Origin of the sequence: Ktedonobacter racemifer DSM 44963 (assembly GCF_000178855.1) — a bacterium.
In the GTDB taxonomy this organism is placed as follows: domain Bacteria; phylum Chloroflexota; class Ktedonobacteria; order Ktedonobacterales; family Ktedonobacteraceae; genus Ktedonobacter; species Ktedonobacter racemifer.
Genome location: NZ_ADVG01000001.1, coordinates 331,041 through 354,503, shown reverse-complemented (window position 1 = coordinate 354,503; position 23,463 = coordinate 331,041). Strand labels below are relative to the sequence as shown.

The window sequence follows — 23,463 nt, the reverse complement described above, 5'->3', positions numbered from 1 at the left end:
GAAGAACAAGGAAAGAGCAAATATGATGGACACGACATGGCTGGTCTTCTTTCCTCAAACGCCCGCCACACCGTCGAGTTTGCGCGTGCTCGTCTGGAGACGCCTGCAACACTCCGGCGCGCTCAACCTGCAAGGAGGAGCATGGATGCTCCCCCATACCAGAGAACAGGAACAGATGCTCTCGACCCTCCTCGCGGAAATGGAACAGCAGGGAGGGAGTGGCATCTTTCTCAAAGCCGTTGCGCCCAATGAGGACATTCAGGCTGGCTTGATAGAACGCTTCCAGGGAGAACGTGCGAAGGAGTACCAGGAATTTGGCGAGCGCTGCCAGGAGTTTCTTCAGGAAATCGAGAAGGAGACACGTGCGTGTAAATTCACGTTCGCAGAACTGGAAGAAAACGAGCAGGATCTGCTCAAGCTCACCCGGTGGTTGCGCAAGGTCCAGCAGCGAGACTTTTTCCCGGGTTCCTCAAGCCAGCAAGCACAGGAGTGCCTTGCTCAGTGTCGTCAGGTTTTACACACATTCACGACAACCATCTACGAACAGGAGGGGCTTCCCACACCACACGCAGGGGATGCCTTACCAATCTCTTCAGTTCAGGAGGAAGGGGAGACATGGGAGCACTGATCATCGCTCTGGGCCTGCTTGTTGTCGGAACAGCTCTGCTGCTGGCAGGAGCTGACTGGTTTCTTGATGGAGCAGGCGACCTGGCCCGCGTCTTTGGCATCAGCGCGCTGGTCCTGGGGGGGGTGCTGGCGGGACTGGAACCTGAAGAAATGCTTACCGCAGCAATTGCATCAGCGCGTGGTGCTCCCGCCCTTGCTGTGGGCGATGTCATTGGCACGAATGTCACCATTGTGACGGCTGCCCTGGGCCTTTCAGCGTTGCTTTTCCCCATAGGAATTGACCGAAGTGTGCGGCGACAAGCCCTGATTGCGACCCTTGTCTCAGTCGTCCCTACCGTGCTGCTCTTTTTGGGAGTGGTCACCCAACTGGAAGGAGTATTTCTCCTGTTGGTGTTTGTCTGCTATACATTCTCCCTCTTTCGGACGGATCAGGAGGCCGTCAAGCGCATGGCAGAGGCTGAAGCCGACGATGATGACGATGATACGCAGGAAGGACAGGTACGCCCTCGATTTCATTGGAAACCAGTCCTCCTGACGGTTGGTGGTTTGGCGGGTATGGCAGTGGGAGGACCAGCCATCGTCGAGGGCGCACTTCGCCTGACACAGGTGATCGGGCTCAGCCAGGGTGCAGTCGGGGCTACCATCGTCTCGCTGGGAACGGGGGCAGAAATGATTGCCCTGGGAGTGAGCGCGGCGCGCAAAAAGCGCTCGGACATCCTGGTGGGCGGTATTCTTGGCTCGTTTGCCTACAATCTCCTGGTCACTCTTGGACTCGCCGCTACCATCCACGCGCTTCCGGTTGACGTCCATGTCACCTTTCCAGCCTTACCAATCATGATCGCGGTTCATCTGATACTCCTGGCCCTGATCTGGTATGGGAAGATTCCTCGTCTGATGGGTGGTCTTCTCATCGGAGTGTATCTTGTCTATCTCATTGCGGTTCTACGAGTCTAACGCTCAGGCCATGGCTAATCTCCAAGGCTCACATCTCACTTTTGTGAAAGAAAGAAGGATCTTCTTGTTTTGCGAAAGGAATCACCGTGCATCTACAATTCAATAAGAATGGCTCAGGAAGAAAAGAAGCCGAGTGCGTTCAATACGAGACCACACCAGTCTTGCCCAGCCAACAACGAGGAGGAGGTAGACCATGCTAGCCTCGACACCCCTGCATATCCATCTCCTGGGTGATTTCCACCTTGTTTCAGGTGAGACGTCCTCTCTCTCCATGAGCCACGTCCCCCGAGCGCAGTCCTTGCTTGTCTATTTACTCCTCCATCGCGGTATCCCGCAGGTTCGTACGCACCTGGCCTATGTGTTATGGCCCGACTCAACGGAGGCTCAGGCACACTCCAATCTGCGCAAGGTCTTGCATCAACTGCGGCAAGCGCTTCCCTTCGCCGACCAGGTGCTTGCTATTGACCGGCAGACGCTGTCATGGCAACCCAGGCCTTCTGTTTCCTGGGCGCTGGATATCCTGGAGTTTGAGCAGGCGCTTGCCTCGGCAGAGCACGCCGAGCAGACGCACATGCTGGCAGACGTCCGCCAGTCCCTCAAACGCGCCGTTCTCCTCTATCGTGGTGATCTTTTCCCCGGCTGCTATGAAGAGTGGATCTTCCCCGAGCGTGACCGCTTGCACCAGCAGTTTCTCCGGGCGGCAGAACGTCTCATCGCCTTGCACGAACAGGCCCGCGAGTATGAAGACGCCCTTCAGGTGGCCCATCAGTTGCTTCGTCACGAGCCACTGCATGAGGGGGCGTATCGTCAGAGCATGCGCTTACACGCCTTGCGCGGAGACCGGGCAGCGGCGTTACGCACCTATCACGCCTGCGCCAAACTCTTGGACCGTGAGTTAGGCACCAAGCCAGGCGAGGCCACACGAACCCTTTACGAGTCACTCATGCACGCAGATGCTTCCTCAGAGACGAGCACGAGCGTTCATTCGGCAGGCAGGACGACGACGCGGCTCATTGGTCGGCATACAGAGTGGAATGCCTTTCAGACTGCCTGGCGTACTGCCGTGGAAGGACACCCGCACCTGCTCCTGCTTTCTGGTGAAGCAGGGATTGGCAAAACACGATTGGCTGAGGAAATGGAGACATGGGTCAGTCGTCAGGGACTTCTTACTGCGAGCGCCCACTGCTATGCGACGCTTACCCCTCTGGCCTATACGCCTGTGGCGACCTGGTTACGCACCCTCGCTACACAACGAGATCTCGCCTCCTTTGGATCAGTTTGGCTCACGGACATTGCCCGGCTCCTCCCAGAAGTACTGGACGCGCGAGCTGATGTGCCTCCTCCGACAGCGCTAACTGAAGGGTGGCAACGCCAACGCTTCTTTGAGGCAATCACCCGTTTCGTGCTCTCTGCCCGTCAACCCATGTTGCTACTGCTTGATGACCTGCACTGGTGTGATCATGAGACCTTCGAGTGGCTCCAGTATTTCTGGCAGATAGCCTCGCAGGAACATGCACGCCTGCTCCTTGTCGCAACGGTTCGATCCGAGGAGGTCCATCCTGGACATCCGCTCACGACATGGCTGCCCCCTTTCCAGCGACAGGCGCAGGTCACAGAACTGTCACTGACGCCTTTGGGGCTTGCCGAAACGACAACCCTGGCTGAGCAGTTCCTGGGTCACCATCTTGCCCCCGAGGTGATGAGCAAGTTCTATCGCGAAACCGAAGGCAATCCGCTGTTTGTTGTCGAAATGATTCGTTCGGGAACACTGGAAACCCACCAACCGGGACACGAGCAAGAGGCATCCCTGCCTGGAGCAGAGCAACAGGGACGTTCCATAGTACCCACCTCCTCGCTCCCCCCAACACTGCGGACTATTCTCACCATGCGACTTGGACAACTGACGCCTCTGGCACGCGAACTGGTCGATGTGGCCGCAGTCATCGGTCGCACCTTTTCCTTTCCCCTGCTGGCAGGAGTGAGTGGGGAGCCTGAGGAGACACTCATACGCGGCCTGGATGAATTATGGCGACGCCGCATTGTCCAGGAACACACAGACGATACCTATGATTTTAGCCACGAAAAGCTCCGTGAAGCGGCGCTCTCTGAACTCAGCGCCCGACGTCGGCGTTTTCTGCATCGTCGTGTTGCAGACGTGCTCAACGAGCTTGCCGCCGGGAATCTGAATGCTCTGAGTTCGCAACTCGCGTTCCATTATGAACAGGCGAACCTGTTGGAACAGGCAGTTCGCTTCTACCAGCGGGCGGCAAAGGCCGCATATCGAATCTACGACCACGTGGAAACGGTCGCGCTCTGCCAACGTGCGCTTGCCATCTTCTCCTCATCGGAACAGGTTCAACGCACACTTCCAGGGAACGTGATCCCCTCTGTCTCCGAACTGCTGGGCGATGCCCTGGAGGTCACAGGGAACCACCAGGAGGCTGCCGAGGCCTATCACCAGTCCTTGCGTTTCGTCTCTGAACAGGAGACCGTCTGGCACGCTCGCCTCTATCGCAAAATCGCGGTCACACGCGATTATCCACCCCACCTGGCAGAGGCACTCCAGGCCTATCAACGTGCAGAGCATCTGCTGGAGCAGGAAGAAGACCAATCCGGAGACGCCTGGCACCAGGAGTGGCTGCAAACGCAGCTTGGACAGCTCTTCATTTTCTTCATGCAGAGCCGGGTCCAGGAGATGACACGCACCCTTGAACGCGTCCGGCCACATCTCCAGGCCGATGGACAGGTTGCGCAACGCGTCGAGTTCTCTGGTTATATCGCCATGCGCGATGCGATCCGCGACCGCTATATGCTCTCGAAAGAAACAGTCGATCTCTGCCAGCAAGCGCTTGCTCTCAGTCTTGATACGGGCAATCCCCGCCTCAGAGGGACTGCCCACTTTAACCTGGGATATAGCCTGTTCTTAAGTGGTGCGTTTGCACAGGCAGAAACGCATCTGCTCACAGCATGCGCAGCAGGCGAGCAGGTGGGAGAGCGAGAATTGGTTGCCCGATGTCGTCTGCATTTCCTGCCCTTGGTGTGGAGGAGACAGGGCAAGATCGAATCGCTGCGAGAGCTGCTGAGTCAGGCACAGCTTCAAGGAGAAAGGCGGTTTGCAGGCGTGCTCGCAGCCCATCGTGCATGGATCTCCTGGCATGATGGTGAATTTCAAGAGGCCAAACGCCATGGGCAGGCAGCGCGAGAGGCATGGCAACACCAGCCCCAGGCATATGCCTTTCAGTGGACAGGCTTATGGCCCCTCATGGCTCTCGCGCTCAGGCAACAGCAGCTTGAGGAGGCTATTGGCCTCGCGCGCGCGCTGCTTGCGCCTCCCCAACAACGGCTTCCGGGTGCACTCTCAGTACTGCTTGAAGAGACGATACAGCTTCGAGATGAGGAACAACAAACCGCTGTTGCTGCACGCTTGCAACAAGCGCTCTCATCTGCACAGGATCTAAGCTATCTGTAAGACGACCTATCTATCAACGCGTGTCTCATACGACGTGGATGCAATCACGTTACGAAACGAGGGAGAAGCGATGGTGTTCCTGAGCATTATTGCTTCTCCCTCGTCTTGTGGAGCGCTTTACGCGGGGACGTGCTCCTTGTCCAGAGGCATTTGGGCCAACGGGGTCGTCCGATGCTGTGTCAGGAGCCGCCCGACGAGGACCAGCCAGAGGGGGAAGAGGAACGCTGAAGGAATGAGGAGAAAAAACGATCCATGAGGAATATAGGAAAAGAGTGCGATATCACATGCGTACAGCAAGCCAACAATGCGCGTTGCTTTTGTCGCTTGCCAGGAGGCACATGCCACCCAGAGTGCCGAGGAGATGTGTCCGCCATAGCGTAGGGCAAGGTAAAGAGCGGGAGAAACCCCTTGCAGAGCCATAATATCGGTTGCCATGTCGACAACGAGCCATCCATATCCTGCCTGTTTTGCCCATCGAGGGGCTGGCAATGCCGCGATAATGGGGAAGAGGACGAGGTGTTCAGCATTCCCCAGAATGGCACCTCCCAGTGTCCCATCCTGCACCAGGCCGGAGAGGCCGGAGGGAAGGAAATGAAGGTACGGAAGGAAGAAGAACACAAAGCGGAGTGTGAAGAGACCGGCAGCGACAAAGGCGACTCTGGAGACCGCTTCTGCTGGATGAGATGATGTGGTCGTATTCATTGTCTATCTCCTTTTCTGTGCAATCGAATTGAGTGGAAAAACAAGTGCGTGTCTACTGCGTTTAGGCGTTTGGCTCTTTCAGGAAATTACCCTCCAATAACATGGTCAATAGGAGAGGGGCCAATGCGTCCCATTGACGAAAGTAGCGTACCGTCTGGTTGGTGATCAGTTGCACGCGACCTCTCCATTCCCGCTGACCAGGGGTGACATCCTCTTCCCACAGACGAACAGTAAACAGATAGGAATGAGGACGTTGTTCATGTGTATCCAAGCGCTGCTCCTTATAGGTCCGTTATAGGTCTGTTCCCGCCTTAAACTTACATACATATCATGCAAGAGAATCTTTGTCTGTGTTTTTCTCTTGAGCAGAGTATAGAGCATCAACCGCTTCTTAAACGCTTCTCACGAGAGCAATAAAAGGATGCAGCAAATCAATTCGGCGCAAGTCATTCACATACTAAAAGAAAGCTTGCTGTCATCGAGAGTGGAAATTTGCTAGAAGAAGGCCCATTTCCTGAAAGGAAACTGGAAAGCGAAGTGACAAAGTGACAAGTGACAAGATTGCATGCCGTTCAAGTAAGGACAACGAATAAGACCTTCGCCAGAACCAGCTCTGTAACGCTCTCTCTACTTTTCAGAGAGTCGCCAGATTTCTCGCTTGACCCAACGTAAGCCCTGATGAGGAGTAACTGTGGTGCGCTTCGGATGCCAGGGGAACTTTACGCTTCCCTCGGTGAAAGGAATAGTTCTCGTTGCCAGACAGGTTGGACACTCAAAGCGCGAGACACCCGCTTCTTCAGCTTGAGCACGTGTGACTGGGATAATTTCGGTAAAGGAACATCCGACAGCTTTCTGCGCCGGAGAAGGAGTATTTCCAACAGAATCACGTTCTGGCGCACGTTGCCCCACACGAGGTTTGGTCGGTTTGGGAGTCACTTGCGGCATGGGGAGTACCGTTACAGCGGAGGATGCCTTCATCTGGTCGGCTTGGCCAGCATGAGGCACCCCAGATCCGTTTCCGGCTGCTTGTTTTGCCTCTTCCTTTGCTACTTTGGTCGGCTTTTTTACCAGTGCCTGGAATTGTTTGGCGCTCTCGCTATCGTGGCGTGCGATGCTATGTTCGCCTGCCCGTGCTTCCATTTCCAGACTGAGCCGTCTGGCCGGATGTGGCATGGTCCGCGTCAGGACCGCTTCGGTCAGGCTGGTCCCGTTCTGGATGAGCGTTGCTGCCACTGCGTCCACCAGCCAGTCCTTCAAGACCCCAATGCAACCAACGCAACCAGTGCCCCACCACCGCCAGCAAGACAGCGATGTATTCAGGTCGACCTCAAGTGGAACTCGTTCCAGCAAATACTTCAAGGCGGCCACAAAGGCGATGCGTTCTTCTTTGTTGTCCACGTGATAGCGGGCAAAATGAATATCTCGCCCCCGACGAGCAAGTTGCCCACTCGTATTACGAAAGCCGAACAAGGCATAGGGACCTGCCAGCACGTGCAATACCTTTGTGCGATTGCTTAACGACTTCAGCCATTCCAGTTGCTCATCAACGCTGTGGCTCCCGTCTCCCTGCATCAGGCGGTGTCCTTCGTCAGCGAACACTGCTTTCACGCGTGCGCGGATCAGCGCTTGTTCCGCCACCTGGCGCATCTTGAACCAATCAATTGTGCCTAACTTGGCACGGGCTGGTTTGGGAGCAGCCATGATATGAGCCACACTGCCTACCAGTTCTTTGACCAGCACATGCTCCTTGAGTGCATCGATGATTTGCCAGTAGTAATCGAGTCGAAGGTAGGCTCCCTGGTCCGGCGGGATCGGCTCTAACAGGAGAATGGGAACGACGAAACGATCTGTTTCCTCGTCTTTAAACCGCTCTGCGATGACACTCAGCGCTTTCGACTTTCCAACGCCACCAGGTCCACAAAGCAGCACATGGGTCGCATCAGCATGTTCTTCGACCCGCAAAGAGAGTTGATCATCCACATCCTGCAGATGCGCGTGTTTGACGATGACCGCTTTAAATGCCTCCAATCGTGCTCTTGCATCTGGGGTCAATTGTGCCATGTTACCGATACTCCTCTAAGGTTGGAAGGGTCGTCAGATCAAGTTCATCGTCCATTTCCAGGTCGATGTCGCTTGCTTCGAGAGAGGCTCTGTTCGTCGGACCAACAATCGCTTCGCGAATGGCTACGCCTTCCAGATCGCGTTGTTGCTGAGAAAGCAGCGCTTCCTCGGTGAGCATTCCTTCCAGAAACGCAGCCAGCCTTGCACTGTCGATGCCGACGCGCTTGCGCTGATGGACCCGTTGCTGTTCCCGCCATTCATCCAGGATCAGTCCCCATTCTCGTTCAGAACGGCCTTGGACCTGAAGAAAGGCATCCGCAGCACAGGTCAACCATTGTCCATCCACAAAGGCATAGGCCCGGCTCATATCAAACGGCTCGTACCGAACCTCGACAGGTTTGCCAGCCTCTTTGGAGAAGCGCATCAGGGGATGGTAATAACGCAACCCATTCACGACTACTCCGCGTGCAGCATCAAGCTTGGCATATTTGGTGCGCGTGGTGGGACAGGAGAGGATGAGAAACTCTTCTGAGTAGGGGATCAGGCGATGGGTACGCATCCCTGCGAGCTGCATTCCCTGGGCAAAGGCTTCACGGGGACTCTGCCCCAGAGCAGGGTGATCCATTTGATCATAGACTTCGTAGGCGTATTCACAAAACCGTGCAGCAAATCGCTCCAGGGTCCAGACGGCCAGACGCCGAGGGTCAACGTCTCGCGTCATCTGACGTGGCTGCTTGGTTGCCTGAGTATTCCCAGACAGTTGGTGCAGGAGTTGTGTCGTGGCCGTGCCAAAGAGTCGCTCAATGACGGAACCCATGCGCGGCTGCGCCGTTGGGCGGTCTTTTTTGGTGACAGCGTGCCGCGTGAGCAGCGTCTCAAAGTAGACACTTCCGAATTCTGGGCCACGGTCCACAAAACACTCCTGTGGCAAACGCTGGTGACGCTGGACGCAGACCCGCAGCGCCATCATCACCGAGCGATAACTGGGAGGATCGTAGGTGAGATAGCACGCTAAAATGCGTCGGCTGTAGGCGTCGGTAAGCAAGGTGGCCCAGGGTTTGCCAAGTGGTTTGCCAGTGAGCGAGGAAACCAGCACAATATCCAGCTCAGTATGATCCAGGTGGGCGAAGGCAAAGGGGCGTTCTCCGTGGCGAGGAGTCGCCTGATCTAACCAGGAAAACGCTTGAGAGGCGTAGGCAGCACGTGTGCCACGGCGTTTGGCCTCGACTTCATTGGTGGTGAAACGAGCACGAACCCGGTAAAAGGTGGGTTGGCTGACGGGAGGAAGTCCGAGTTTCTCACACTGTTCTCGGTACAAACGGTAAACGGCTGCCGCGCTTTTTCCTTGAGGAGCGGCGTAGTGCGCTTGCAATGCGGCTTCCAGTAGCTGGAGTGAGGCTGGTTCGATGCGCTGATTTCGATTCCCACGTGCGGCCACCCGATCGAGTAATCCCAGATACCCACATCGATGCCTTTCTTGAGCTTCCTGGTAGGCTTTCCACCAGCGTTGGACAGAACGCTTTGGCGCAGTGGTCGTTTCCCCCCGTGCGTAGGCAAGCATATGGATCATCCGTTGATTCGCCGCCCGTTGGGCCTTGGAACCTGCTTTGACCAGGATCTGACGCACCTCTGGGGTCATGGGAGAGGGATCTGCCTCCCCAACAATCCACAAGGAGCCCTCCTGCTTCAAGTGTTCAAACTCGACTCGTGGAAGGGCCAAAATCTCACCGATTTCTGGGCGCAACTGGACCACCTCTTCTCCCCATTCCTCGACGTGCCAGAGCCTTCCATCCCAGGCCAGAAGGGTAGCAGCCAGAGAGGAGGGAAAGGTTGCCATCTTGCTTTGGGATGCGTTGAGAACCTGTGTCGCCTCAGCATAGAGGGCAACAGACTCATGGCGCATGAGCAAGGTGGCCGAGAGATCGGTAAAAACACGACGAGTCCCAAGTAAGGTCCATATGACATCGACGGAGAGATCGGGATACGCCGCTAGCAATTCAGAGAGAAGGATACCAGGATGAGCTTGCAGATGGGCGAGCACAAGTGCTTCTTGTGCTTCGTTTGGAGGAACCTCATGTGCCCAGAAATCCTGCAAAAACTTCAGGTTTTGAATCTCAAGAGGCCGAAACTCAGCGGAAGAACGAAAGCGATAGGTTAAACCAAGCTGCTCAGCATATCTCTCTCCTGGAGGACAACGCCACTGTCCATTCGCCGCAGATTGATACCGGGCGGGTTGGGCTTCAGCCAGAGAAGCCAGCGTCTGCTCTTGCTTCCATTCTTCCCAACCTGCCGACTCGCGACGGAGCACAAAGAAGTCTGGGGTATGCCACTGAGTCGTCCTGCGACCTGATTTGGCCTGATAGCTGAGAGGAATACGCGAGGACTGCTCGTAATATTCCAGCACATCGTCATCTCGTTCCAGCGTGTGGAGCGCCCAGAATTCTACCCGATCACTTTCAAACTGGATAGACACACCCATTTTGGGGCTAGGATAGCGTCCGGTGATATTACTGGCACGCCCACTCACGTGGCGAATCGGGCGAGATGAACGAATGGAGGAGATGAGCGCTTCCGTTTCAGGAGTCAACTGAAGATGCTGGCTCCAGGTATGAAATGCCTCGGATGTCATTTTCATGGCCACGTTCCCTTGCGTTGTGCCGGAATCGCCAGTTTCTTGCTCTCTCAAAAGCAAGTATACTTGAGATTCACCCAAAACGCCGCAGGATGCCCCTGCCCTTTCAGGCATGGGGAGGAATGCGGCGTTCCTTTGTCGGTGGCTTGGGTGGAATACGCCGTAGACATTCTCTCATCTGCTCATGTATTGTTGACAGTCAGATGAAAACTATGGTATAATTTAGCATATGCAAACGGTAGTAACAGCGAAACTCAAATTAAATACAACGCCCGAGCAATTCAAGGCATTACGTACAACGCAACTGGCGTATCGGGATTCTCTCAACTATGTGAGCCAGTACGCCTTTGCGCATGGCAAGATGAGCAATGCTGTTCGTTTGCAAGATGCCACCTACGAAGAGATCCGCCTCCGTTTTCATCTCCCTTCGCAAATGGCCTGTTCTGTTCCTCGCCAAGTTGGTGCCTCGTATAAAACCCTCTGGACAAAGGTCAAGAACAATGCTGTTCATCGTAAGGAAGGGAAGACCAAGAAACGCTACAAAGGGCTTGATAAGGCTCCCAAGTTCATCTCCCCCACGTTGACCTATCAGTACAAGAAAGACTACACCTTCAAGAAAGAGCAGCAGGTGAGCATCCTGACCCTTGAGGGACGTGTTATCGTGCCCTATACTGGCTACAATAAGCATGTGGCATTGATCCAGCGTGGAGCGGAGATTGGTGCATCGAAACTCTGGTATGACAAGCCCAAGAAACAATTTTACCTCCTTGTCTCTCTTGAAATTGAGACGGCTGATCCTACACCTGAAACGCACAAGCAGGTTGCCGGCGTGGATGTGGGGATGCGATACCTTGCCGTCACGGCGACGATGCAAGGGGATTGCACCTTCCATTCAGGCAAACAGATTGTCCCCAAGGCAAACCACTCCGCACGACTGAGAAAACGTCTGCAAAAGAAAGGCACTCGTTCAGCGACAAGAAGGCTCGTTGCCATCAGTGGACGAGAGAGACGGTTGAAGCAGAATACCAATCATGTCGTGAGTAAGCGGATTGTCCTACAGCACCCTCAAAGCTTGATTGGACTGGAGCATCTGACAGACATTCGAGAGCGTACCAAACGACGCAAAGGCAAAAATGCAAAACAGCGAAAAGCCAATCGTACCTTCTCCAAATGGTCCTTCGCTGAGTTGCATAGCATGATTGCCTATAAAGCGCTCTTACATCGAAGTATGGCGATCGAGGTCGATGCCAACTACACCTCCCAGGCCTGCCCCAAATGTGGGCACACCTGCAAAGAGAATAGGCCCAACAAAGGATTGCTCTTCGTCTGTCAGAATTGTCAGTACACGCTCCATGCCGATCTGGTTGGTGCAAGAAACATTGCGATGCGAACGCTTCTTCTCCGGCAAGACTGGAGAGGAACGGGCCTCTTGTCAGTACGCCCTGATGTATCGGACGATGAAGCCAAAGCAGCACGCCTGAAACGGTATGCTGAATTGAGGTGGAGTTCAGACACAACTCCAAGCCCTCGGCTTTAGCCGTAGGGTACTGACTAGAAAATGCGACCACTTTTAAGCATTTCCTGGCGTCTTTCTCAGATATCGTGGCGAGGATGTCAGAGGATCTCAGGAACAAGAGCAATGGAAAGCAACGAAAGAACAAGAAATGATGCAGCGCCAAATTATGTGAGAAAGCTCATCCTCTAAACGCGCCTGACAGCGTGGCGCGTTTTCTGAGAAACCATCAATTTTATCTGATAAATGACACATTTGAGCGTGAAACAGTGGAGAATAGGCAAAATAACAGATGCAAATCCATGTTTTTGCCTGTTTTCCTTGTTTAAACCATGCCGCTTTTGCCGTTTTTCCCTAATTCCTATTATTCCATCATCCGGGAGATACCCCGGACAGGGTCACCGTAAAGGTCGAGCCTTTCCCGACGGTGCTGTCCACCGTGATGGTCCCTCCATGATGTTTAACGATCTCGGCCACAATGTAGAGCCCCATGCCCAGGCCCGGAATCGCTTTCCGCTTGGAATCAGTGACCCGATAGAACCGCTCAAAAATTTTGTCGCGCAGTTCTCGCGGGATGCCCAGGCCATGATCGCGGACATGGATCGTGACCGCATCGTCGGAGGCGGAGAGATCCATCTCAACGGTCTGGGCATCGGGCGAATACTTGATGGCATTGCTGAGCAGGTTGGTGAAGACCTGTCCCAGCCGGTCTCGATCCCCGATCAGGCTGGTCTGCACGCTCCCGCGGACCAGGATGGTATGGCTTGGATGGAGGTGGTGGATGGTGGCGGTGACCTCCCGCAACAACTCGTCGAGGTCCACCCGCTCCCGCCGATACTCGAGGCTCCCTGCCTGCATCCTGGAGACATCCAATAACTCTGCGATCAGACGTTCGAGTTGCTTGACGGGCCCCTCCACCCGGGCAAGCGCGGTGGCCGCCTCGGGCTGGGAGTGCTTTTCCAGTCGTTTGCGCACCAGTTGGATCTGCAGCTTGACCGCCGTGAGCGGGGTCTTCAGTTCATGGTTGGCCATGCTAATAAAGTCATCCTTGCGCTGCTCCAGTTCCTTGCGCGCCGAATTATCCAGCATAAAGGGGTGGAGTGAAGGTTACTGTCACCAGGGGCAGGACATCGGGCATTACGGGCAATTGAAAATTATCTCCCTTATGAATTCTGTTCTTGTTTAAACTAACAGCCTCTACCAGAACGCCAGCAGGCGTTCTGTGAAAGGACACCAACGTTATGATTGGCGAGCCAAAGAGCTAGATGGGAACCAATTTGGGCAGTTTGGGCGTCTTTTTGACGACCGAAAAGCGCTTGGCCTTCCCGATTCTGGTTCCTTTTGCTCGCCCTGGCGATTTTCCGCGGGGTTGGACGGGTCTGGCTGGGGTCCCCAAACGTGGCAACAATTTGCTGATGCCGCGGCGCACATGTTGCGGGGTGGGCACGCGTTGCGTGTTCTCCCACGGACGCAGTTCTGCTGCCTGATTACGCGGGCAACGGTGCCTTCGAGGCTATGGGCAATATCCTGGAGACCGGCAAAGCCACGCTGCTTGTGCCTGGCTATGCCGAGCAGTTAGCGCTCTGCATCGTTGGCGATGCCGTGATTCTGGAACCAGCACACCTGCCCGCCTTTTTGCGCGAGCAATGTCGTGGCGCTCAACGGGTCATCGCGATTACCGTACAGCATGTCGAGTGGCAGAACGGCAACTGGACGGACGCGCTGGTCTATGAACGAGCGCGCGCGCAAATGCTGGCGGAAGCTAGGCGAGCCGCTCAGAGTTGTTCACTATGAGTTTTCGCGAGAAAATGGTGGAGGGCGGGCGCGCATCACACGCCCTCCATATTGGCCAGAAACAGCTAGATCTTATTTCTGGCTGCTTCTGGCCAATAGAGTGGAGACAAGGATTTATTTTAGATGCTGATTTTTGTATGGATAGTGAAGTTGTTTGTCGCCTTCCCAGTTGGCAATGAGTTCCGGCTTTGTGATATCCCAATCGGGACGAATCTTCTGGGTGACGGCACGGAGATCCAGGCGTAACTCCTCGGCAGATGGGCGTCCCCAGAACCAGTAGCCGTTGTAGACCTTGTAGATCACCAGCCCAGGCTCAAGCACCAGCGTGTGAGGGATCATTGGATTGTGATGGGGATCTGTGTATTCCTGGATCTGTAAATCTTGCTGGATCTTGCGCTCCGAATCGGAGAGAAAGGTCCACTGCGCGCCGACCGAGGCGCGGAATTCATTCAACTCAAGAATATTGTCAGTCGAGATGGTCACAATCTGAGTATAGGCAACGGCGATCTTGGGATAAAATGCTGCCAATTCTAGATGGTGCTGATGCTCTTTCGGGCAATAATGTCCACGTGACAAAATCAAGATCATCGGGTCATTGCCCTGTAACTCGCTCAGTTTACGCCGCGTTCTGGCGTGATCGGTGAGCTCATAATCAGGAAAATGTCCTCCAGGAACAATGTCTGAACGCATAAGTAATCCCTTCTTTTCTGAGGATGTGGGCCAATCGCCGAAGGAGCACAGGTACCTCACATCCTTTAATCTTTGTCTGTTTGCACTTAGCCCAATCTCAGGAGACCTAATGTGTAAGAGAGAGCATCCCTCATCTTCGTTGAACACAGGAACGCTGGCTCTATTGCACTACAGGTCTCTGGAACCTGCACTAAGTACAATCGAGTAACTTTCTTGGCAATGAAACTGCTCGCTGAGGGCAGATCATGCTCAAAACCTTGTGTGATTGTACTTAGCGCTGACCTTCGCAGGAAACATACTCTAGAAAGAGAGCCCATTCAAGAGTCATTTTTGTAAATTTCATGGTATCATTTGCTGGAGGCTTCCTTTTCAATCATGTCAAAAAGACGACAAGCACTTCAAAACACAGCAAATCTTTGTCGTTTGAGCCAATTCTCTTCGTTCCTCCGCAGGATAACTTTTTCGTGAGCATATTGTGGATCAGCCTGCAAAGCCAGATTGAATGTCGCTCAAGAAAAAGAGTGGTGCAGCATAACTTTTCCAGACCAGATTGGAACCTTTTTTCGCTACCGTGCCAGATCAAAACACACTCAGTTCTGCACCATAATGTTTCATCTGGCATATCGCAAATGGCTTGAGAAGCAGCTTCATGCAGTGCAGCATAACTTTTCGTCTCTCCAGGAAAAAGGCCGTTTCAGTGGTCTTGATGGAGAGCAAATGAGAATGATGTTGCCTGGAAAAGTTATGCTGCAAAGCACGCATGTTTTGCCTTTTAAGTTCCACAATACCTTGAAAAGATATTCTTCAAACCGAAAAAGAATTGATTCAAATGACATTTATATATATGCTTTTTTGTCTTTCCAATACAAACGATCAGCACGTTTCAGCCACAAGCCGGCAAAAAACGACCGACGCAAGAACATCTTATTACGGGTTCTTAGACACATTCAGTGTGCCTGTTTGCTTCCGCTGACAACCGAGCAAACCTCTGCACAGAAACGATGAAGAGTTTGCTCCTTGAGAGGAGGCTCTTGGCCGTATGATGACTCAGACTCGGAAGAAGCTTCTTCTTGTCAGGACAAGGTGACCTTTGCTCAGGTCAGATGATGGACTGCTCTCGATGAGGCCTCCAGCATAGATGGACCTCGACCTGTCCACACCAGGGCGCAAGGAAAGCGAGCCAGCTGGGCCAGCGTCCCATTCAAGGAGCGTCCAGCTGTCTCTCCTTGAGAGAGCACACGTTCAGGCTCGGAAGTCGGTTGTTTGCCCGACTTCGATGAGATAGTTGTCAGGGTCACGCATGTAGCAGCGAATCTCTCTGCCGTGATCCTTTGGCTCGGTCAGGAATTCGGCTCCTCTGCTGCGCCACTGCTCGTAGCAGGCCCTGATGTCGGCGACACGAATATTCAGGAAGCTGGACACCTCATTGGGGTTCACAGGAGGACGAAGCGTCACGCTGGGTTTATCGTCGGTTGGGCCGCCACCGACGTTCACAATCAGCCAACTATTGGCAATCTGAATGAGGGTGGGTTCCCCGCTGCGAACAACGGTGCCTCCGAGAATGCGCACATAAAACTCCGCGGAGCGGTTCACATCCGCGACGGTCAAGAAGTGTGTCAAGACAAAGCCTTCTTTGGGAGGCAATTGATAGTCTTCTCTGTTGCTCATGGTCTCTTCCCTTCGCGCTGATTTTTCTTGGGTTGATGAGTCTCACGACGTCTCCAGGCAGCATAATCTAGAAAGAGAGTCCCTTCAAGAGTCAATTTTGCAAATTTTATGGTATCATTTGCTGGAGGCTTCCTTTTCTATCATGGCAAAAAGACGACACGCACTTCAAAACACAGCAGATCTTGCCCTCAATCGCACCTTAATGCACCTTCGCACAAGAGCAGCAGCGTGAAAGCGCACAGCAGCCCCTTCGGCCTCACGCCTCGCTTTCAGGAGCCGTCTGCTCGTCTTGCAGGAGGGCAAGACGACGTGGACTCGGGCTGGGTACATAGTAGGTGAAGGCCCAGAAGATCCACAGGCAACTGCACAAGCCCAGACTTACATAGGGATTCCAGAAGGCCAGCAGAGTCGCCAGCAGGTAGAGCGGCAATCCCAGCAGTTGGTTGCGTGTCAGCCTCTTTACCTGGCGGGAAGTCACGGCTGGGTGCAGCAGACGGCGCTGATGCGTGGCTGCCCACCAGAGCAGGTTGTAGGCCACATTGATCACAACAAAGACTCCGGCATAGACGGCACACGCCAGGGACGCCGCGGGCGTGATGAGGTACTGGGCCACCAGTGAGGTGGGAAAGGGCACCACGGTGACTAACAACAGTAGCAAGCCATTGGCGAACAGAAAGGGGGTGTCGGTCTTGTGCACCAATTTGAAAAGGCCATGATGGCTTGCCCACATGATCAAGATCGTGGCAAAACTCGTCATGAACGTGAGGTAAGACGGCCACCGCGCAAGCAGCGCGCTGTCCAACGCGGGCACGGAGATTGCTCCCGGCAGGTGTGGCACCTGCAAATTGAACACCAGCAACGTAATGGCGACGGCAAAGACGCCATCGCTGAAGGATTCGAGGCGACCGGTCTCTTTTTCGACGGCCCCTGCTCGCTGTTCACGGCTCATCCTCTCTCCTTGCAGATACGCCAAGTACGTTGCCGTACATCTTGGGGTAATGGGAGCATCTGTGTCATGTTTTATCTTCTGCTCAAGCTATAGGCTTGGTTTTGTCGCCCTGCGTGAGTTGGCCTGCAATGATAACGACGCTTGCAGCGGCAAGGAAGAGTCCATTGCTCATTGCACCACCGTAGGCGACGCCGGGAGTGAACCAGGGGGCAGGCATACCATCCAGCATGAAGTAGTTCAGACCGAGCAGTCCTGCACCAATGGCGGCAAGCAGCGCCAGGATCACCGGCAGCCGATCGCCATAGGCGAACAGGATCGCACTTCTTCCTCTGAGTGCACGCTTGGCAAATGGGCGCAGCAACGTTACCAGACCAGCGGTAATGAGTCCCAGACCGGCGAGTGTCTCACCCCACTCGACGAGGAAGCCGAAGAGTGCAGCGTTAGGCACAACCAGTCCCTGCAGCAGAGCCACGAAGAGGCCCGGCAAGCGCCCGCTGCTGGTGGTGGTGCGAAGAAGCTCACTGAGCTGATCAGGGAAGGTTCTCAGCAGGATCTTATCGACACCAGCTAGCAACCAGGCATAGCCAACGAGGAGTTGTAGGCCGACCAGCGCCAGATTCGCGGTCGGAATTACGCGTTCTTGAGACGGTCTGTCAGATTGCGGCTTTACAGGTTCTTCTAGTCGTGGTCGAGTTTCACTACGAGGATGAGTCGTTGTATTCATTGCTTTCACCTTTACTAGCCCACCACGCGCCTGAAAATGTGCGGCTGGTGCGCTCTCATCTTTTGTGCCTTTTTGTTTATTTAGGAAGGGACGGTATGTATTTCATTCATTCCTGCTTGACGGTTCGGTACTCCTACACTACCTGGACAGTCAGGTTCATACCGGAATGGATCGTACAATAGAGCTTGAACGTTCCTGCCGTCGTGAAAGGACCAATCGTCTGCGAACTATTGCCTGCAACTTGCAAATCCTTGACCTGCGGTGCACCCGGCTCGGCGCCTGGATGTGCCTTACCCTGCTCCCAGGTTCCATTAGCGATAATGTGCGGCGTTATCGTATCAGCAACCAATGTGACGCTTTCTCCCTTTTTAATAGTGATGGACGACTGGACAAACTGCATACTGCTCATGTGAACAGTATTCTCTGTAGAGTGAGAAGCAGGATTAGTATTGCTAGCAGTGCCACAGGCTGCTAGGAGAAGGACGATAACGCTACATAGGGCCAGGATGACACCTGATGTTCTCAACATATGCTTTATCTCAATTCTAAAATAGTTTGTTGTCTATCTATACAATAGGCGCCATATATATTGTTCGTAGAGTAAATTTTCGCTTTCCCGGTCTCATATAATTTCTAATGAATCCCCTAAAAACGTTCTGGATACAGATTGATGACAGGGTACCGCGAAAATATCCTGACTCAAGAATTGTGTCAGGCAAGCTAGAAATGCACCGCTTCTGCCTCTCAGCTACTGAGATACGCGAATGGTTATGAGTCAAGAAACGAAATTTTCTTCTACGAAGAACGGAACATCTATGAATTCGATCTCGTTGTGCTCAAACCACATTGGTTCCCGTAGCGAGTCCAGAGCAATCAGGTAAAAACCAAAAAACGGGTCATCTTCTTCGCCATCAATGATGTTGACGCGCACAATCGTTCCTTTCATTCCTCGGAACGGACCGTAATTCGTGACCCGTATTCGCTTTCCTTTAGCAAAGTGCTCATGACTCATGATAGGTCAACTCCTTTGTTCATCGCTTGTGCTTCAAGGTGAGAAATCTCTTTCTCTCTAAAGGATTGGAGTTTGGATAACCTAAGAAAAAAGGCAGCCTTGATTGCCAAGAGCCGCCACATCACGTAATGTTCTTTCAACAAGAAAAAACAACAAGAAATGAGCATTACGTGAATGTACTTTAACACATTGATCGATTTTCGTCAGCAGGCCTACGCGTGCTTTGAGCGTGGAGCCGATGCGTTGTTCAATCTCTGTGATGCTTTGCTGAGTGAACCTCAAGCTCGCTCGCTGGTGGAATTGTCGCAATCGCCTTGCTTCCAACGCCGCTGGTCGAGTCTCTATCAAGGATTGAGCACTGGCAAGATCAATGAAGCGGCCTTGCGCACGGTCTGCATCCAGGCGTTCTTGCAGCAGCGAGCGGGCGAGGACCCCATCTGCATCAGTGTCGATAGCAGTAGTGTGCCTCGTCCTGAAGCAGAGACCAGCCCAGATCGTGGCATCATCTACGTCCCCAACATGCCTCGTGCCAGCAAACCAGTGAGTGTGGGATGGCAGTTTTCGACAGTGATGCTCTTGCCCACTTCCCCTGGCAGTTGGGTGGGTATTTTGGACCAACGGCGCATCCGCACCGATCAAACGGCCATCGAGGTGGCCATTACCCAACTGCGCGAGGTCGTTCCTCAGCTCAAGCGTCGGGTGATCATCCTGGCTGATCGCTGGTATGCCACTGCTGACTTCTTGCGTGCTTCTCACCAGTTGGGCTGCCAGGTGCTCATTCGCCTCAAGCGCAACCGCAAGCTCTATCGCAAGCCGGTGCGCAAAAGCTCGAAAGGTCGGATCCCCTTGGATGGACCACTGCTGCAAGGCAGTCGACCAGAGACGCTGGAGGGAGCCGAGAGCAGCTTCAGTGGAACTGATGAGAAGGATGGGGCCATCAGTATTACCCGTTGGAGTGGATTGCACTTCAAGCAAGGTCGTGACGTCGAGGTCTGTGCCGTTCGCGTGGTACGCGAAGGAGCCAAAGACACCAAGCGCGATCCGCGTGAGAGCTGGTTTGTTCAGCTTTCGGCTGAGATGCCTTTGCGAGAGATTGCTCCAACGTATGCCTCTCGCTTTTCTCATGAGCACGGCTATCGTTTCATGAAGCAAGACTTGCTCTGGACTCAGGCCCATGTCCGAACGCCTGAGCAATTTGAGCGCTGGAGTCTGTTGGTGGCTTTGGCCTTGAATCAATTGGTATTGGCTCGTCAGCTTGGACAAGCCGTGTATCGGCCCTGGGAACCGATGCAACGTCCACTGACCCCCCGACAGGTTCGTCGGACGATGCCCTCCCTTTTGGTGCAGTTTGGAACCCCAGCTCGGACGTGCCAACCACGAGGAAATTCGCCAGGACGAGCCTGTGGGTTTCACCCGCAGCCTGCTCCACGCTATGGCGTGGTTCTCAAAAGCAAGCGCAAAGCTAAAACCAAGGGCTAATCTCTCGACGAGAGTCGTCAATGTGAGCATGTTTTCCTTTTTGCAGAACTTGCGTTGCAAGTTCTCACAAGTCCTGTTTATCTAAACAGCAATAAAGGAAAGAGAGCAACACTTGCTCACACATGCATCATTTTATATTTTCCTGCTATCACAGACGCAACACGTTATTACCAGAAAAAGGCGTATGAGAAAGGCGAACACATCAAACGAGCCTTCTGGATCCAAAGACAAACGAATGCAGAGATCACATGCTTCTTCCGCTCACGCCGCTGCCAGCGTGTGGGCCACATTCATACGCAAAAAGATGCTTGAGGTTTCAACATCCTCAAGCATCGCCATCAACGCATCGACAGGCAGCAGCTTCCTAATTTCGCACATCAGCCCCAGAATAATCGCCTGCTCCATCGCCGTGGTGCTCAGGCCAAGACGGCTGGCTTGAGCACTTCCTCACACCACTGGCGAAAGCTGGTAGGGGCGGTGGACTCGGGGGTGCGCGGCTCAGCGTTGTCGATACCGTTGTCCTTGGCCACCATCATATTGACCATGCCCTGCGCCATAGCGTCGGACCACCCGGATCCGGTCAGCTCGGCCTTCAGGGCCTCGCCGGGGATCTGCTGGTAGCGCACTGGCCTGCCTAGCACCTCCGACATGATCTGCGCCATGTCGTTGAAGGACAGGTCCTCAGGGCCAAGCACCGGGACGTTGCCCTGTCCACTCCAGGAGTGATCGAGTAGCAGTCTGGTGGCGACGGAGGCGATGTCGCGGGTGGCGCAGGTTGGGACCTTGCGCTCCCCGGATACCATGTCGAAGAACATACCCTGGCTCTTGATCGACCTGACCTGGCGGAGCAGGTTATCCATGTAGGAGGCTATCGTCAGTGCCCGGTAACTGACCCCCGTGCTTGCGATCAGGTCGTCCTTGGCCAGCAACCCCGCCACCAGCCCGGAGTTTTTTTCCACCGCCGTGCCGCGACCGAGGGCCGAGATCCCAACCACTCGCTTAACCCTCTGACTCTTGAAGGCCTCGCACGCTGGCCTGCTGAAGTCCACGTAGGCGGCCTCGACGCTCGCGGCGTGGGGGGCCGGGGGGACCACCCAGAATACAGAGTCGGCACCTGCGAACGCCCGGTTGACGACGTCGAGGTCGTCATGCGATCCTTGCACGACCTCGACGCGCTCACGTGTGTGCGCGGGAAGGCGAGAGGGATCGCGTACGATCACGCGGATCGGCTCGTTACTATTGAGCAGGTTGTTCAGAACTTGATGGCCGAACTGGCCTGTAGGTGTGGTGACGACAATCATGAAAACTACCTCCAAGGTTGTGAAAAACCTTTTCCCGTATGAGAAATACCTGTTTGTGTCTAGTGCAATCTCAGGAGACCTAATATGTAAGAGAGAGCGTCCCTCATCTTCGTTGAACACAGGAACGCTGGCTCTATTGCGCTACTTGCAGTCAGAACTAGTGCAATCTCAGGAGACCTAGTGTGTAAGAGAGAGCGTCCCTCATTCTTCGTTGAACACAGGAACGCTGGCTCTATTGCACTATAGGTCTCTGGAACCTGCACTAGCGCTGACTTTCGCAGGAAGCATACTCTAGAAAGAGAGTCCCTTCAAGAGTCAATTTTGCACATTTCATGGTATCATTTGCTGGAGGCTTCCTTTTCTATCATGGCAAAAAGACGACAAGCACTTCAAAACACAGCAGATCTTGCCCTCGATCGCACCTTCACGATGCCATTGCATCGCCAGTTGTATGATCGACTGCGTCATGCCATCCTGAGTGGTCAATTGCATCCAGGTCAAGTTCTCCCATCAACACGGGCTCTGGCAAGCGATTTAGGTATTTCTCTGAATACAGTGAGCCATGCCTATGAACAACTCTGTGCTGAAGGCTATATCGAGAGAAAGGTCGGCCAGGGAACCAGGGTGGCGTACGATCTTCCTGAGACCTTTTTCCTTCCAAGAGGAGTTTCACAGAGAAAAACAGCTCCCGACGAAAGCACACACGCCACCCTCTTCTTGTCTCACTTGGGAGAGGATTTAACGCGCCAGGCCCCTGTGTCCTCCATCCAGACCTATCTTCGACCGACTCCCTCACGTGCTTTTCGCACGGGCATCCCAGACCTACGTGCATTTCCCTTTCAACAGTGGAACCAGATCGCGGCTCACTGCGCACGATCTATGCTGAGAAACATGGCCGCTTATCAGGAGATCGCAGGCTATTACCCGCTCCGTGAAATGATCGCCAACCATGTGAACATCACACGAGGCGTGCATTGCCAGGCCGAGCAGGTCATTATTGTGCCAGGAGCGCAGGCAGCATTAGATATGGCAGCACGCCTCCTCCTGAACCCAGGTGATCTTGCCTGGGTGGAAAATCCGGGCTATCTCGGAGCACAACGGGCTCTCCTCAACGCGGGCGCGCAACTGGCTCCTATCCCTGTGACATCGGAAGGGATCAATGTTGAAATTGGGCAAAAGCGGTATCCCCAAGGACGCCTGGCCTACGTCACTCCATCTCATCAATTCCCTTCGGGTATCACCATGCATCTGTCGCAACGCATTGCCCTCCTGCAATGGGCGAAGCAAGCTAATGCCTGGATTCTCGAAGATGATTATGACAGCGATTATCGCTTCAGTGGTCGACCACTTGATGCCTTACAGGGACTTGATCTCGCCCAGCGCGTCATCTACATTGGAACGTTCAGCAAAGTGCTTTTTCCAGCACTTCGTATCGGCTATCTGATCGTCCCCCCGCCACTCGTCCCCCCTTTCCTCTCCCTCTGTAGTTCTACCCATATTCACGTGCCTATTCTTGACCAATTGACCCTGGAAGCCTGGATGACCAAAGGGTATTTTCTGCGTCATATCCGCCGTATGCGCGACCTCTATGCGGCCAGAAGAGCGCTCCTCATCGAGTCGTTGCAGAAGGAACTTGGGGGGAGCATAGAAGTGCAACCTCCTCAAGCCGGTTTACATCTTATGGGGTGGCTTCCGCCGACTCTAGACGATCAGCAGATGGCACAACAAGCAGCAAACTGCGGGCTCGAGATCATTCCCCTGTCCGCGTTGACGCTCGGTTCGTCGCAGCGAGGAGGTCTGGTTCTTGGCTATGGAGCCGTCAATGAGCAGGAGATTCAGGCTGGCGTTCGTCAACTGGCAAGCGTTTTCCCTTCCTAGTTCGAAACCT

The 23,463-nt window shown here is 54.1% G+C and carries 19 protein-coding genes and 2 pseudogenes; 7 read left to right on the top strand and 14 right to left on the bottom strand.

Annotation, left to right across the window (positions count from 1 at the left end):
* Window positions 1–22: 22 nt before the first annotated feature.
* The 3 genes from KRAC_RS01635 (at window position 23) to KRAC_RS01625 (ending at window position 5,050) form a co-directional block, all read left to right on the top strand.
* On the top strand, window positions 23–628 hold the full coding sequence (locus KRAC_RS01635) for a Chromate resistance protein ChrB (RefSeq protein ID WP_007903983.1): 606 nt from the start codon (window positions 23–25) through the stop codon (window positions 626–628).
* On the top strand, window positions 616–1,581 hold the full coding sequence (locus tag KRAC_RS01630; RefSeq protein WP_007903982.1) for a sodium:calcium antiporter: 966 nt from the start codon (window positions 616–618) through the stop codon (window positions 1,579–1,581). Before KRAC_RS01635 ends, KRAC_RS01630 begins: the two co-directional genes overlap by 13 nt.
* 193 nt (window positions 1,582–1,774) lie before the next feature.
* Window positions 1,775–5,050 carry an ATP-binding protein gene (locus tag KRAC_RS01625; protein WP_007903980.1) on the top strand — a complete coding sequence of 1,092 codons (3,276 nt, stop codon included), beginning with the start codon at window positions 1,775–1,777 and terminating at the stop codon, window positions 5,048–5,050.
* A 117-nt stretch (window positions 5,051–5,167) separates the two neighbouring features.
* On the opposite strand, the gene KRAC_RS01620 is transcribed toward KRAC_RS01625, so the two are convergent.
* From KRAC_RS01620 to KRAC_RS01605, 4 genes are all read right to left on the bottom strand, one after another.
* Window positions 5,168–5,752 carry a hypothetical protein gene (locus KRAC_RS01620; protein ID WP_007903979.1) on the bottom strand — a complete coding sequence of 195 codons (585 nt, stop codon included), beginning with the start codon at window positions 5,750–5,752 and terminating at the stop codon, window positions 5,168–5,170.
* A 61-nt stretch (window positions 5,753–5,813) separates the two neighbouring features.
* Window positions 5,814–6,023 (bottom strand): hypothetical protein, encoded by a 210-nt coding sequence (locus KRAC_RS01615; RefSeq protein WP_007903978.1) that lies wholly within the window; start codon window positions 6,021–6,023, stop codon window positions 5,814–5,816.
* Window positions 6,024–6,379: 356 nt separating this feature from the next.
* The gene (locus KRAC_RS01610) at window positions 6,380–7,813 is read right to left on the bottom strand and encodes an AAA family ATPase (protein WP_007903976.1); all 1,434 of its coding nucleotides are present in this window, start codon (window positions 7,811–7,813) and stop codon (window positions 6,380–6,382) included.
* 1 nt (window position 7,814) lies between these two features.
* Complete coding sequence (locus KRAC_RS01605; RefSeq protein ID WP_007903974.1) at window positions 7,815–10,448, bottom strand: TnsA endonuclease N-terminal domain-containing protein; 2,634 nt, start codon at window positions 10,446–10,448, stop codon at window positions 7,815–7,817.
* 226 nt (window positions 10,449–10,674) lie between these two features.
* Between KRAC_RS01605 and KRAC_RS01600 the strand changes: the two genes are divergently transcribed.
* Window positions 10,675–11,982 (top strand): RNA-guided endonuclease InsQ/TnpB family protein, encoded by a 1,308-nt coding sequence (locus KRAC_RS01600; protein ID WP_007903973.1) that lies wholly within the window; start codon window positions 10,675–10,677, stop codon window positions 11,980–11,982.
* Window positions 11,983–12,330: 348 nt separating this feature from the next.
* Here the strand turns inward: KRAC_RS01600 and KRAC_RS01595 are convergent.
* Together KRAC_RS01595 and KRAC_RS73535 are read right to left on the bottom strand one after the other, a co-directional pair.
* A pseudogene (locus tag KRAC_RS01595) lies at window positions 12,331–13,050 on the bottom strand (sensor histidine kinase); the annotation flags it as partial.
* 169 nt (window positions 13,051–13,219) lie between these two features.
* Window positions 13,220–13,432: pseudogene (locus KRAC_RS73535) on the bottom strand (NF041680 family putative transposase); the annotation flags it as partial.
* Between the two features lie 41 nt (window positions 13,433–13,473).
* Between KRAC_RS73535 and KRAC_RS01585 the strand changes: the two are divergent.
* Entirely contained in the window at window positions 13,474–13,752 is a 279-nt protein-coding gene (locus KRAC_RS01585; protein ID WP_007903970.1) for a hypothetical protein, read from the top strand.
* 114 nt (window positions 13,753–13,866) lie between these two features.
* Here KRAC_RS01585 and KRAC_RS01580 read toward each other — a convergent pair whose 3' ends face one another.
* The 6 genes from KRAC_RS01580 to KRAC_RS01550 all read right to left on the bottom strand — a co-directional run bounded on the left by KRAC_RS01580 (window position 13,867) and on the right by KRAC_RS01550 (window position 18,795).
* The gene (locus KRAC_RS01580; protein ID WP_007903966.1) at window positions 13,867–14,442 is read right to left on the bottom strand and encodes a redoxin domain-containing protein; all 576 of its coding nucleotides are present in this window, start codon (window positions 14,440–14,442) and stop codon (window positions 13,867–13,869) included.
* Between the two features lie 1,242 nt (window positions 14,443–15,684).
* Window positions 15,685–16,110: a VOC family protein gene (locus KRAC_RS01570; RefSeq protein ID WP_007903963.1), complete on the bottom strand. Its 426-nt coding sequence runs from the start codon at window positions 16,108–16,110 to the stop codon at window positions 15,685–15,687.
* Between the two features lie 256 nt (window positions 16,111–16,366).
* Window positions 16,367–17,059, bottom strand: a complete 693-nt coding sequence (locus KRAC_RS01565) for a TMEM175 family protein (RefSeq protein ID WP_007903962.1) — start codon at window positions 17,057–17,059, stop codon at window positions 16,367–16,369.
* 82 nt (window positions 17,060–17,141) lie between these two features.
* Complete coding sequence (locus KRAC_RS60515) at window positions 17,142–17,783, bottom strand: hypothetical protein (RefSeq protein WP_007903961.1); 642 nt, start codon at window positions 17,781–17,783, stop codon at window positions 17,142–17,144.
* Between the two features lie 133 nt (window positions 17,784–17,916).
* Entirely contained in the window at window positions 17,917–18,312 is a 396-nt protein-coding gene (locus tag KRAC_RS01555; RefSeq protein WP_007903959.1) for a cupredoxin domain-containing protein, read from the bottom strand.
* 246 nt (window positions 18,313–18,558) lie between these two features.
* Window positions 18,559–18,795: a hypothetical protein gene (locus KRAC_RS01550; protein WP_007903958.1), complete on the bottom strand. Its 237-nt coding sequence runs from the start codon at window positions 18,793–18,795 to the stop codon at window positions 18,559–18,561.
* Between the two features lie 174 nt (window positions 18,796–18,969).
* Between KRAC_RS01550 and KRAC_RS01545 the strand changes: the two genes are divergently transcribed.
* Complete coding sequence (locus KRAC_RS01545; protein WP_007903957.1) at window positions 18,970–20,274, top strand: NF041680 family putative transposase; 1,305 nt, start codon at window positions 18,970–18,972, stop codon at window positions 20,272–20,274.
* Window positions 20,275–20,535: 261 nt separating this feature from the next.
* Here KRAC_RS01545 and KRAC_RS70550 read toward each other — a convergent pair whose 3' ends face one another.
* Together KRAC_RS70550 and KRAC_RS01540 are read right to left on the bottom strand one after the other, a co-directional pair.
* Window positions 20,536–20,679, bottom strand: a complete 144-nt coding sequence (locus tag KRAC_RS70550; protein ID WP_007903956.1) for a hypothetical protein — start codon at window positions 20,677–20,679, stop codon at window positions 20,536–20,538.
* Window positions 20,680–20,690: 11 nt separating this feature from the next.
* On the bottom strand, window positions 20,691–21,575 hold the full coding sequence (locus KRAC_RS01540; RefSeq protein ID WP_007903955.1) for an NmrA family NAD(P)-binding protein: 885 nt from the start codon (window positions 21,573–21,575) through the stop codon (window positions 20,691–20,693).
* A 366-nt stretch (window positions 21,576–21,941) separates the two neighbouring features.
* Here KRAC_RS01540 and pdxR point away from each other — a divergent pair, with 366 nt between their 5' ends.
* Entirely contained in the window at window positions 21,942–23,453 is a 1,512-nt protein-coding gene (gene pdxR, locus KRAC_RS01535; protein WP_007903954.1) for a MocR-like pyridoxine biosynthesis transcription factor PdxR, read from the top strand.
* The last annotated feature ends 10 nt before the right edge of the window (window positions 23,454–23,463 follow it).

Bases quoted from the DNA above. Each gene is read 5' to 3' on its own strand.
- KRAC_RS01635 (WP_007903983.1), top strand. From the start codon at position 23: ATGATGGACACGACATGGCTGGTCTTCTTTCCTCAAACGCCCGCCACA.
- KRAC_RS01630 (WP_007903982.1), top strand. From the start codon at position 616: ATGGGAGCACTGATCATCGCTCTGGGCCTGCTTGTTGTCGGAACAGCT.
- KRAC_RS01625 (WP_007903980.1), top strand. From the start codon at position 1,775: ATGCTAGCCTCGACACCCCTGCATATCCATCTCCTGGGTGATTTCCAC.
- KRAC_RS01620 (WP_007903979.1), bottom strand. From the start codon at position 5,752: ATGAATACGACCACATCATCTCATCCAGCAGAAGCGGTCTCCAGAGTC.
- KRAC_RS01610 (WP_007903976.1), bottom strand. From the start codon at position 7,813: ATGGCACAATTGACCCCAGATGCAAGAGCACGATTGGAGGCATTTAAA.
- KRAC_RS01605 (WP_007903974.1), bottom strand. From the start codon at position 10,448: ATGAAAATGACATCCGAGGCATTTCATACCTGGAGCCAGCATCTTCAG.
- KRAC_RS01600 (WP_007903973.1), top strand. From the start codon at position 10,675: ATGCAAACGGTAGTAACAGCGAAACTCAAATTAAATACAACGCCCGAG.
- KRAC_RS01585 (WP_007903970.1), top strand. From the start codon at position 13,474: ATGGGCAATATCCTGGAGACCGGCAAAGCCACGCTGCTTGTGCCTGGC.
- KRAC_RS01580 (WP_007903966.1), bottom strand. From the start codon at position 14,442: ATGCGTTCAGACATTGTTCCTGGAGGACATTTTCCTGATTATGAGCTC.
- KRAC_RS01570 (WP_007903963.1), bottom strand. From the start codon at position 16,110: ATGAGCAACAGAGAAGACTATCAATTGCCTCCCAAAGAAGGCTTTGTC.
- KRAC_RS01565 (WP_007903962.1), bottom strand. From the start codon at position 17,059: ATGAGCCGTGAACAGCGAGCAGGGGCCGTCGAAAAAGAGACCGGTCGC.
- KRAC_RS60515 (WP_007903961.1), bottom strand. From the start codon at position 17,783: ATGAATACAACGACTCATCCTCGTAGTGAAACTCGACCACGACTAGAA.
- KRAC_RS01555 (WP_007903959.1), bottom strand. From the start codon at position 18,312: ATGTTGAGAACATCAGGTGTCATCCTGGCCCTATGTAGCGTTATCGTC.
- KRAC_RS01550 (WP_007903958.1), bottom strand. From the start codon at position 18,795: ATGAGTCATGAGCACTTTGCTAAAGGAAAGCGAATACGGGTCACGAAT.
- KRAC_RS01545 (WP_007903957.1), top strand. From the start codon at position 18,970: ATGTACTTTAACACATTGATCGATTTTCGTCAGCAGGCCTACGCGTGC.
- KRAC_RS70550 (WP_007903956.1), bottom strand. From the start codon at position 20,679: ATGGAGCAGGCGATTATTCTGGGGCTGATGTGCGAAATTAGGAAGCTG.
- KRAC_RS01540 (WP_007903955.1), bottom strand. From the start codon at position 21,575: ATGATTGTCGTCACCACACCTACAGGCCAGTTCGGCCATCAAGTTCTG.
- pdxR (WP_007903954.1), top strand. From the start codon at position 21,942: ATGGCAAAAAGACGACAAGCACTTCAAAACACAGCAGATCTTGCCCTC.